Origin of the sequence: Mycobacterium sp. P7213, assembly GCF_900604305.1 — a bacterium.
Classification (GTDB): domain Bacteria; phylum Actinomycetota; class Actinomycetes; order Mycobacteriales; family Mycobacteriaceae; genus Mycobacterium.
On sequence record NZ_UWOA01000090.1, the window covers coordinates 1 to 8431 of the forward strand.

General features: G+C 69.2%; 3 protein-coding genes. All 3 read left to right on the forward strand.

What is annotated here, in order from left to right:
* A partial coding sequence (locus tag EJK91_RS21055) for a KR domain-containing protein (RefSeq protein WP_125079872.1) occupies positions 1–3367 on the forward strand: 3367 nt, incomplete at its 5' end.
* A gap of 19 nt (positions 3368–3386) precedes the next feature.
* Positions 3387–8168, forward strand: coding sequence for a type I polyketide synthase (locus EJK91_RS21060; RefSeq protein WP_125079873.1), 4782 nt, complete (start codon positions 3387–3389; stop codon positions 8166–8168).
* Positions 8165–8431 (forward strand): beta-ketoacyl synthase N-terminal-like domain-containing protein (locus EJK91_RS21065; RefSeq protein ID WP_164517898.1); only part of this gene is annotated, 267 nt, incomplete at its 3' end. The genes EJK91_RS21060 and EJK91_RS21065, both read left to right, overlap by 4 nt.

The window sequence follows — 8431 nt, forward strand, 5'->3', positions numbered from 1 at the left end:
GGATGCGGTGATCGGGCATTCGATGGGGGAGGTGTCTGCGGCGGTGGTGGCCGGGGCGCTGACGCCGGAGCAGGGTTTGACGGTGATCGGGGTGCGGTCGCGGTTGATGTCGCGGCAGGCCGGTCAGGGTGCGGTGGCGTTGTTGGAGTTGGATGCCGTTGCTGCCGGTGAGTTGCTGGCGGGTTATCCCGGTGTTGAGGTGGCGGGGTATTTGTCGCCGCGGCAGACGGTGGTGGCCGGTGCGCCCGCCGATGTGGATGCGGTGATCGCTGCGGTGGCTGCTGCGGAGCGGTTTGCGCGGCGGGTGAACATGGAGGTGGCCTCGCATACCGCGTTCATGGATCCGATCCTTGATGAACTGCGCGCCGAACTGGCCGACATCACCCCCCAAACACCACAGATCCCGTTCCTGTCCACCGTGGTCGACCCGCTCGGACCCACCCCGGTGCTCGACGCCCGCTACTGGGCGGACAACGTGCGCCAGCCGGCCCGGGTGCATCAGGCGGTCGCTGCCGCCGGAGACAAATACGGCACGTTCATCGAGATCAGCCCGCACCCGATCCTTACCCACACGATCGACGAGATCCTGGACGCGGTGCCGCACTGCAGCGTCGCCACGCTGGTGCGCGACGGCGATGACACCGTCGCCTTCCATCAGCATCTCAACAGCGCCCACCCGGTCAGCCCGCGCGACCTTCCGCATCCGTCGGGGTCCTACCCGGTGCTGCCGACCACACCGTGGCGACACACCCACCACTGGCTTGTGGTCGAAAGCTCCATCACCGCAGCCGAATCCGCGCCACGGCCGGGCCTGCTGCTGGGCACCCACATCAAGATCGGCAGCACACCGACCGTCCACCTGTGGCAAGCCCGGCTGTCCCCGGCGACCAAACCGTATCCCGGCAGTCACCGCAACAACGGGGTGGAGCTGGTTCCGGCATCGGTGCTGCTGCAAACCCTGGCGGAGGCCGCGTTCGAGGTCAGCGGGGACTCGGCGGTCAGCGAGATCCGATTCGAGCACCCCGTCATCGTCGACCGACTGCGGACCATCCAGGTGGTCGCCGACGGCGAATCGGTGACAGTGTCGTCGAAGTCGGTTTCCGACGACTCGGCCGCCCGATGGGTCAAACATCTCAGCGCCCGCATCACGCCGCGCAGCGAATCCGCCGGGCCCGCTGTTGACTCCAGCCCCATCGGCGGCCACAGCGGAACCTCCTTCGATGACGACGCGGTGACCGCGCTGTGGCTCACCTGGGGCAGCGAGGGGCGTCCCTTCGAGTGGTCGCTGATCGACGGCCGGTCCACCGCGACGCAATTGTGTGCCGATGTGGCGTCCGCACAGTCCGGCACGCCCGCGCTGCTGGACGCCGCCCTGCATGTCGCCCGCCTGATCGACGACACCAACCCCGAGCTGATGGTGCCGGCATCGGTCGACGAGGTCTGCTTCGGTGCTGCACCGGCGGACGGCCGGGCCGCAGTCACTGTGCACCGGCGCGACGCCGGACAGGGCGAACTCATCGTCGACATAGCCGTGACCACAACCGACGGCGCCCGGTGTGTCGACATCCGCGGGCTGCGCTACACGACACTGAACCTGGCCACCTCCGACGACCCCAGCTCGATCGCGCACGCGATCGACTGGCAGCCCTGGGACGCCGACCTGCAGACCTCGAGTCAGCCGGGAACACTGGCTGTGGTCGGTGATGGAGTCGCCGCCGACCGGCTGCGCGACGGACTGAGCGCGGTCGGGCATCACAGCGCCGGGATCGCCGAGGCCCACCACGTCGTCTATGTCGCCGACCCGGGGCCCGCAGACGAATCCGACCTGGACTGCGCTGCCCGGCTGGCCGGTGAGGTGGCCGATCTGGTGGCCACCCTGGCCGACCGCGACGCGCACCCGCCGGCCCTGTGGATCGTCACCTACGGCGTGCACGAGGCCGCCTCCGCCGCTGCGGTGCGGCAAAGCTGCCTGTGGGGAATGGCGGGCGTGATCCGGGCAGAGCAGCCGCAACTCTGCGGTGGGCTGGTGGACCTGCCCAGCGACGACGCCGCCGATGCAGCCGCGAGCGCCGCGGCGCTGTCGAGCATCCTGCGCACGCCGGCCAAGTCCATCGTGGTGTGGCGTGACGACCAGTTCCTGACGCCGGCGTTCAGCCCGATCTCCGGTCCGCCTCAGCGCAAGCCGATGGTGTGCGAGCCCGACGGCGCCTACCTCATCACCGGCGGTATGGGAGCGCTCGGTCTGCTGATGGCCGGATGGCTGGCCGACCGGGGTGCCCGGCGCCTGGTGCTGGCCGGTCGCAGTGCATTGCCGCCCCGGCGCGACTGGGACTCCGAGGAGATCGAGGCCGGCGTGCGGAACAAGATCGCCGCCATCCGGGCCTTGGAGCGGCGCGGTGTCACCGTTGATGTGGCCGGGCTCGACGTCGGGTCCCGGGCCGCGGTGACCGACCTGTTGGCCCGCCGCGACGCAGCCGGCGCACCGCCGATCCGCGGCATCATCCACGCCGCCGGTATCACCGAGGGCCAGCTGCTCACCGAGGTCGACGCCGACCGGCTGCGCGACACCATGTGGCCGAAGGTCGCCGGCGCCCAGGTGCTCAACGAGCTCTTTCCGCCCGGAAGCCTGGACTTCTTCTTCATGACCGCAGCCGCCGGGGCGGTGTTCGGGGTTCCCGGTCAGGGCGCCTACGCGAGCGCCAACGCCTACCTGGACGGCTTGGCCCGTGCCCGCCACAAGCTGGGCTGCCACAGCGTCAGCCTGGACTGGGTGGCGTGGAAGGGCCTGGGTTTCGGCGCCGAGGCGCACGTGGTGCTGCACGAACTGGAACGGATGGGCTCGCGGCCCATCACCCCGGCGGAAGCCTTCGCCGCCTGGGACCACGTGGAGCACTACGACGTCGCGCAGGCCGTGATGGTGCCGCTGCCGTCCGACGGGGAACCCGGCACCCCGGGAGTTGGTGAGACCGGACCGGTCCGCGACTGGGCGCAGCTGCCCGCCGATGAGATACTGAGCGAGCTGGAAATCGGGCTGCGCAGCATTCTGGCGCGCGAGCTTCGCATGTCGGAGGCGCAGCTACAGCTGGACCGGCCGTTCGCCGAACTCGGTCTGAACTCCGTGATGGCCATGGCGGTCCGCCGTGACATCGAACAGTTGGTGGGCATGGAGTTGTCGGCCACCATGCTGTGGAATCACCCGACGACTGCGGCACTGGCGGCGCACCTGACCGGCAAGCTGTTGCCGCAGGAAGATGTCGGTGGCGACGCGGCGGCCTCAGGCGGTGAGCTGCCCGAGTCGACCGACAGTGTTTTGAACGAGCTGTTCGACAGCGTGGAATCGGCTCCGGCCGGATGGGACGGGATCTAGTGGGAATTGAGTTCCCCGCATGACCGCAGCATTTGACGAAGAAGCACTGCGCCACTGGCTGGCCGACTATCTGGTCACCAACATCGGTTGCAGCCTTGAGGACATCGATTTCAACGCGTCGCTCAACGATCTGGGCGTCGGATCTCGGGATGCCGTGGTGCTCTGCGGCGAGCTGTCGGAACTGCTGGGCCGCAAGGTCTCACCGGTAGAACTCTGGCAGCACCCGTCGGTCGCCGAACTGGCCCGGTTCCTCATCGAGCCCGAGTCCGCCGACGAAGAGTCGGCGCCCGAGCCCGGGCGCTTCGGCACCGATGAGCCCATCGCGGTGATCGGTCTGGGTTGCCGGTTCCCAGGTGACATCAACTCACCGGACGCGATGTGGCAGTTCCTGCTCGATGGTGGCAACGCGGTGACCGAAGTGCCCGCCGATCGCTGGGCGCCGTTCGACGACGGTTCAGCCGAGACGGGCAACGCTATCGCCCGCACCACCCGCTGGGGCTCGTTCCTGCGCGATATCGCCGCATTCGACGCCGACTTCTTCGACATCTCCAGCCGTGAAGCGGTCAAGATGGACCCGCAGCAACGGCTGCTGCTCGAAGTGGCGTGGGAGGCCTTGGAGCACGCCGGAATTCCGGCGACCTCGTTGCGGCGATCGCAGACCGGCGTGTACGTCGGAGCCAGCATTACCGAATACGGCTGCCACGCGTCCGCCGACCTACCCAGCGTGGACGCCTGGAGCAACGCCGGTGGCGCACTGAGCATCATCGCCAACCGGCTGTCGTACTTCTTGGACCTGCGCGGCCCGTCGGTGACGGTGGACACCGCATGCTCGTCGTCGCTGGTCGCCCTGCATCTGGCCTGCCGGAGTCTGCGGACCGGGGAGTGCGAGATGGCGATCGCCGGCGGCGTGAACCTGCTGATGTCACCCGCGGTTTTCCGCGGTTTCGACCAGAGCGGGGCATTGTCGACGACCGGCGCGTGCCACGCGTTCGACGCCGACGCCGACGGATTCGTTCGCGGTGAGGGCTGCGGTGTCGTGGTGCTCAAGCGGCTGTCCGACGCCCGCCAAGACGGCGACCGCGTGCTGGCGGTGGTGCGGGGATCGGCGATCAACCAGGACGGCCACTCCAACGGCCTGCTGGCGCCGAACCCGGCCGCCCAAATGGCGGTTCTGCGGTCGGCCTACGCCGACGCCGGTATCGCCCCGCAGGAAGTCGACTACGTCGAGACCCATGGAACCGGAACCCTGTTGGGCGACCCGATCGAGGCCAAAGCGCTGGGCACGGTGCTCGGCCGGGGTCGTTCTCCGGAGTCGCCGCTGTTGCTCGGCGCTGCCAAGTCGAACCTCGGCCATCTCGAGGCGGCCGCGGGCATGGTCGGCTTCATCAAGACGGTGCTGGCTGTGCAGCGCGGGCGAATTCCGAAGAACCTGCATTTCAACACCCCCAACCCGCACATCACGTTCGAGCAGATGCGGTTGAAGGTTGTTGCCGAACACCAGGAGTGGCCCTCCTCGGATCACCCGCGGCGGGCCGGGATCTCGTCCTTCGGTTTCGGTGGCACCAACGCTCACGTGGTCATCGAGCAGGCGCCGCCCGCCAAGATCACTGCGCGCGAGGTAGATCCGGCTGTGACCACGCTGGTGGTCTCCGCCCGGACGCCGGAACGGATCGCCGCCACAGCCACCGACCTGGCCGACTGGCTGGAAGGCGACGGCGCCGGTGTGGAACTTGCCGACGTCGCGCACACCCTCAATCACCATCGTGCCCGCCAACCGCTGTTCGGCACGGTGTGCGCCCGCGACCGGGACGCGGCGGTCAGCGGCCTGCGGGCACTGGCGGCCGGTACCTCGGCGGAGGGCCAGGAGTGCGGAGTCATCGGTCCGCACGACGGCCCGTGCGGACCCGGCACCGTCTTCGTCTACTCCGGGCAGGGCTCGCATTGGATCGGCATGGGCCGTGCGCTGCTCACCGACGAACCGGCGTTCGCCCGGGCGCTGGCAGTGCTGGAACCCGCTTTCGTCGAACACGTCGGGTTCTCGCTGTGGCAGGTGATCTCCGCCGGTGAACCGGTCAGCGGCGACGCGCAGGTACAGCCTGTGTTGATGGGGCTGCAGCTGGCGCTGACCGAGCTGTGGCGGTCGTACGGGGTCCATCCCGACGCGGTCATCGGCCACTCGATGGGCGAAGTCACCGCGGCGGTGGTAGCCGGCGCGCTGAGCCCGGCCGACGGGTTCCGCGTCATCGCGGCCCGTTCGCAGTTGATGTCGAGGCAGGCCGGGCAGGGCGCGGTGGCACTGCTGAACCTCGACCCCGATGCCGTCGAGGCACTGCTGGCCGACTACCCGGACGTCAGTGTGGCGGGCTACCTCTCGCCGAAGCAGACCGTGGTGGCCGGCCCGGTTGCGCCCGTGGACGCGGTCATCGCGACCGTCAGCGGCCAGAACAAGTTCGCCCGGCGGGTCAACATGGAAGTAGCCTCGCACACCGCGCTGATGGACCCGATCCTGCCCGAGTTGCGAGCGACCCTAACGGGTCTGACGCCGGAAGTCGCCACCATCCCGTTCTTCTCGACGGTGACCGAAGCCGCCATGCCGGCCGGTGGCATGCCGATCCTGGACGCCGACTACTGGGTGAACAACGTGCGGCAGCCCGCACTACTGACTCAGGCGGTCGCTGCCGCGGCCGGCGAGTACACCACGTTCGTGGAAGTCAGCGCCCACCCGATTCTGACTCACGCGATTGCTGACACGGTGGAAGCCCTTGGCGGGCACCACCACAGCGTCGGGACCCTGGTGCGCGACGCTGACGACGCGGTCAGCTTCCACACCAACCTCAATCGCACGCACACCACCCAGCCCCCGCTGACCCCGCATCCGCCCGAGCCGCACCCGGTGCTGCCCGCCACCCCGTGGCAGCACAGCAGCTACTGGATCGACACCGCGGCAGTCCGGGGCGCCGCTGTTGCGGCCGGTGCCGGGCCACAGCGGGCCGTCGGCAGTTCGGGCCCGGTGCCCGAGGACTGGTGGTGCGAGCTGACCTGGCCGGCTGCCGAAGCCGCGCCTGGCGAGACCATCACCGAGCAGTCCTGGCTGGTGATCGGCGGCCAGGAGCTCAGCGCCGAGATCGGCGCGAAGCTGGGCGGCGGCGTGACTGCGCTGGACGCGTCGGTGCTGAGCGCCGACGGTGATGGTGCGGCACTGGCCACCGCCCTGGGCGCGGCCACCCATGTGCTGTTCGCGCCGTCGACGGACCCGACGGATCTCAGCGCCGCACCGGCCTACCAGGCGTTCAACGCGGCGCGGCGCCTGGCCACCGCGATGACGGAGCCGACGTCAAACTCGGCGAAGCTGTTCCTGCTGACCCGCAACGCGCAACCTGTCGGCGATGGCGACCGGGCCAACCCCGCGCACGCCGTACTGTGGGGGCTGGGCCGCAGCCTGGCGCTGGAGCACCCGGAGATCTGGGGCAGGGTTGTCGACGTCGACGAGTCGGTCCCCGCAGCACTGGTCGCCGGATACCTGGTGGCCGAAGCCGACGCCGCCGACACCGAGGACCAGGTCGTCTACCGGGCCGGTATTCGTCGGGTCCCGCGCCTGCTCGGCAGCCGTCCTACCGGAGCTGAACCAGTCGAATTCGATGCCGGCAGTTGCCATCTGGTGATCGGCGCGACCGGCAACATCGGTCCGCAGCTGGTGCGGCAACTGGCGGCCAGTGGAGCCAAGACCATCGTCGCGGTTTCCCGACGCCCGGGCTCAGTGCTCGACGGATTGGCGGCCGAGTTGGCCCCGGCCGGAACGACACTGGTGACAGTGGCTGCCGACGCCGCCGACGAGACCGCGATGGGTGCGCTGTTCGATCGCTTCGGCGTCGACCTGCCGCCGCTGGAAGGCATCCACGTGGCCGCCTTCGCCGGCGGCCCGGTGACCCTGCGCGACATGACCGACGACGACGTGACCACCATGTTCCGCCCGAAGCTCGACGTGGTCGCGGTGCTGCACAAGCTGTCGCTGCGACAGCCGGTGCGCTACTTCGTGTTGTTCTCGTCGATCTCCGGCATCACTGGGTCACGGTGGCTGGCGCACTACACGGCCACCACCACCTTCTTGGACACCTTCGCCTACGCGCGCCGCGCGGCCGGGCTGCCGGCCACCGCGATCAACTGGGGGTTGTGGAAGTCCCTGACCGACACCCAATCCGATGCCGAACGCCAGGTGACTGGCGACTCCGGCCTGGAGCCGATGGCCGACGATGTCGCCATCGGAGCCCTGCCGCTGGTGATCGGTGCTCACAATGCGGTGCGGCACACCGTCGTCGCGGCGGACTGGCCGCGGCTTGCCGTCGCGTACCGCACCCGGGCGGCGCTGCACATCGTCGACGATCTGCTGATCGTCGACGCACCTGCCGACGGGCCGGCGGCGCAGAGCACCGAGTTCCGCCGCGTTCTGACTGAGGCGGAACCCGGACAGCGTGGGGAGCTGCTGCGCGAACACGTCACCGACCAGGTCATCGCCGCCATGGGGCTGGGGTCCCGTCACGCGCTGGATCCGACCGCCGGGTTCTTCCAGTCCGGCATGGATTCGCTGATGAGCGTCACCCTGCAGCGATCACTGTCGGACAGTCTGGGCGAAGCTCTGCCGGCCGCAGTGGTGTTCGACTACCCGACGATCGACGCGCTGACGGGGTACCTGGCAACGGTGCTGCCCGAGGTGGCGGAGGCCGCCGAGCAGGACAGCGCCGACGCCTATGACGACATGAGCGATGACGAGCTGCTCGCGCAGCTTTCGGAGAGGTTGAGTTGAGCGAGAAGAGTGCGGCGCCGGTCGGGGGGCCGGATCGTCGGGCGATTGTTGCTGAGGCGCTGCGCAAGATTGATGATTTGACGGCGCGGTTGGCGGTTGCCGAGGCTGGCGATACCGAGCCGATCGCGGTGGTGGGTGTGGGGTGTCGTCTGCCTGGTGGGGTGGATGGGCCGGCCGCGTTGTGGCGGTTGTTGTGTGATGAGGGTTCGGGGATTGTTCGGGTTCCGGCGGATCGCTGGGATGCCGATGCGTTGTTTTCGTCG

What these genes read in the sequence shown, in the direction of transcription:
- EJK91_RS21060 (WP_125079873.1), top strand. Translation starts at nt 3,387, where the DNA reads ATGACCGCAGCATTTGACGAAGAAGCACTGCGCCACTGGCTGGCCGAC.